General features: G+C 76.4%; 2 protein-coding genes. One reads left to right on the top strand and one right to left on the bottom strand.

The features are described 5' to 3' along the window. On the top strand, positions 1–1,874 hold a 1,874-nt coding region (locus E4099_RS30790; RefSeq protein WP_245245325.1), incomplete at its 5' end, for a type I polyketide synthase. Between the two features lie 68 nt (positions 1,875–1,942). Here the strand turns inward: E4099_RS30790 and E4099_RS30785 are convergent. Then, the coding region (locus E4099_RS30785; protein ID WP_135342390.1) for a KR domain-containing protein at positions 1,943–3,087 on the bottom strand (1,145 nt) is incomplete at its 5' end.

Below are 3,087 nucleotides of genomic sequence, written 5' to 3'. Positions count from 1 at the left end.
CCGTCACGGCGATCCAGGCCCTGGGCGAGGCGGAGACCACCGCCCCCCTGTGGTGCCTGACCCAGGGCGCGGTGTCCACCGGGCCGAACGACCCGCTGCCCCACCCCCACCAGGCCCAGACCTGGGGCCTGGGCCGGGTCGCCGCGCTGGAGCACCCCAACCGCTGGGGCGGTCTGATCGACCTGCCGCAGACCCTGGACGAGCGGAGTGCGGCGCTGCTGGCGGGGCTGCTGGCCGACGGCCAACCCGAGGACCAGACCGCCATCCGCGGCGGCACGGTACTGGCCCGCCGCCTCGACCACGGCCTCCCCCAGCCACGGCTGGGAGGTGCCCCCACGCCGCCGTCCTCGGTCGACAGCCCCCGGTCGGCGGAATCGCCCGCCCTCCGGCAGCCAGCGCTGGAGGGCGGCCCGACCTCGCCGCCGTTCTCGGTCGACAGCCCTGGGCCGGCGGAACCCCCCGCCTTCCTCCAGCCAGTGCTGGGAGGTGCCGCCGCCTCGCCGCCGACCTCGGTCGACAGCCCTCGGCCGGCGCAATCGGCCGGTCGGCCGTGGCGGCCCACCGGCAGTGTCCTGATCACCGGCGGCACTGGCGGCATCGGCGGACGACTGGCCCGCTGGGTCGCCGAAGCGGGCGCCCCGCACGTGGTCCTGGCCAGCCGCCGCGGTCCCGACGCGCCCGGCGCCCGGGAACTCGCCGCGGAGCTCCGCGAGCTGGGCACCACCGTGACCCTCGCCGCCTGCGACGCCGCCGACCGGGACGCGCTCCGCGCACTGCTGGACGACATCCCCGCCGAGCACCCCCTGACGGCCGTCCTGCACGCCGCCGGGGTCACCGAGTACGACCTGATCGCCGACCTCGACCCGGACCGCCTCAACCGGATGCTGGAACCGAAGGCGCTCTCCGCGCAGCTCCTCCACGAACTGACCCTGGAGCTCGACCTGTCGGCCTTCGTCCTGTTCTCCTCCGGCGCCGCGGTCTGGGGCAGCGGCCAGCAGGGCGCCTACGCCGCCGCCAACAGCCATCTGGACGCCCTCGCCGAGCACCGCCGCGGACTCGGGCTGCCCGCCACCTCACTGGCCTGGGGCCCCTGGGGCGAGGTCGGCATGTCCGCCGACGACAGCGCACTCGACTTCTTCCGCCGCCGCGGACTCCACCCGCTCGACCCCGAACTGGCCGTCGCGTCCCTGCGACAGGCCCTGGACCACGGCGAGACCACGGCCACCATCGCCGCCGTCGACTGGCGCCGGTTCCTGGTCGGCTTCACCGCACTGCGCCCCAGCCCGCTCCTGGCGGACCTCCCCGAGGCGGCCGAACAGCGGCCCGAGCGGGAGCAGGCCGCGGAGGCCGACGGGGCACTCCAGCAAAAGCTCGACGGCGCCCCGCCGGCCGAACAGCGCCGCATCCTGGTGCGGCACATCCAGGCCCACGCGGCGAGCATCCTCGGGCACTCCGGCCCTGAGGCCATACCGCCCGGCAAGCCCTTCCAGGAGCTCGGCTTCGACTCGCTCACCGCCGTCCAACTGCGCGATCAGCTCAACGCCGGCACCGGGCTGCGGCTGCCCACCACGATCCTCTTCGACTACCCGACCTGCGAGGAGCTCGCCCGCTGCCTGCACGGCAAGCTCGCCGAGGACCAGGCGGCCGGGGAGCAGCGCTTCCTGGCCGACCTGGACCGCTGGGACGCGGCCAGTCCGGTCGACGCGGTGGACGAGGCGGCGCGCGCCCGGATCTCCGCACGCCTGCGGCTGCTGGCGGACAAGTGGAGCGGCTCGGAGGAGGCCGCGGACCGCTCCGCGGCCCACCGCGAGCTGGAGACGGCGACGGCCGACGACATCTTCGCCCTGATCTCCGAGGAGTTCGGCAAGTCCTGAACCCGCGGGAGTACGGCCGGGGGGCTCGGGGACGGTCAGTCGACTGTCCCCGAGCCCCCTCCGCACCGTCAGGACTGGCCGAACTCCCGGTCGATCAGGGCGAACACCTCGTCCGCGGAGGCGCCGTCGAGATCCTGCCCGTCCGCGACCGGGGCACCGTCCCCGGCCTCCTGCTCGTACTTCCACAGCAGCATCCGCAGACGGTGCGTCAGCCCCGAGCGCCGGGGGTCGTCGGCGGGCAGCTCGGCGAGCGCGGCCTCCACCTCGTCCAGCCGCCCGTACGCCGGATGGGCCGCCGGCTCCGCCGGGAACACCTCGGTCAGCAGATAGCCCGCCAGCGCGTTCGACGTCGGGTAGTCGAACACCAGCGTGGCCGGCAGGCTCAACCCGATGGCGGCCCGCAGCCGGTTGCGGAACTCCACCGCGGCCAGCGAGTCGAACCCGAGCGCCTTGAACGGCTGGTCCGGATCGACGGCCTCCGCCGCGGGGTAGCGCAGCGCCCCCGCCACATGGGTTCGCACCAGCTCCAGCAGCGCCGTGGTGCGCGCCTCGGGCGACAGCGGCGCCAGCCGCTCCCGCAGCGCCGCGAGCCCCTCGGCCGGACCGTCGTCCTCGGGCCGGTGCGCCGCGTCCAGTACCCGCCGGGCGGCCGGTACCGCGTCGAACAGCCGGCTCGCCCGGGCCAGGGTGAACAGCGGGGCGAAGCGCTCCCAGCCGACGTCCGCGACCACCAGCGGTGCCGCACCGCCGTCCAGGGCCTGCCGCAACACGGCCAGCGCCAGCCGGGGATCGAGTGCCGGCAGCCCCTGCCGCGCCGCCCGTTCGGCCCGCCGCGCCGCCGCCGAATCGGCCGCGGCCCCGGGCTCCTGCCACACCCCCCAGGCCAGCCAGGCGGCCCGGCCCCCGGCGGCGCCGCGGCACCCGGCCAGCGCCTCCAGGCAGGCGTCGGCGGCGGCACCGGCGGCATGCCCGCCGCCGCCCCAGACCCCGGCCACCGAGGAGAAGTAGACCACCGGATCGCCGGGCTCCAGACCGCACAGCTCATCGAGGTACTCGGCACCGCCCAGCCCGGCCGAGACAGCCTCGGCCAGCCCGGTCCCGGTCAACTCGGCCAGCCGGACCCGCTGGGTCTCCGCCCCGGTGTGCACCACCGCACGCACCCGGACCCCCGCGGCGGCCAACCCCTCCACCCGGCGCGCCCAGCCCTCCCGGT

This window comes from Streptomyces palmae (assembly GCF_004684805.1).
Taxonomy (GTDB): Bacteria; Actinomycetota; Actinomycetes; order Streptomycetales; family Streptomycetaceae; genus Streptomyces; species Streptomyces palmae.
Note: the sequence above shows the minus strand (reverse complement) of the source record. Positions and strands in the feature narration are given on the sequence as shown.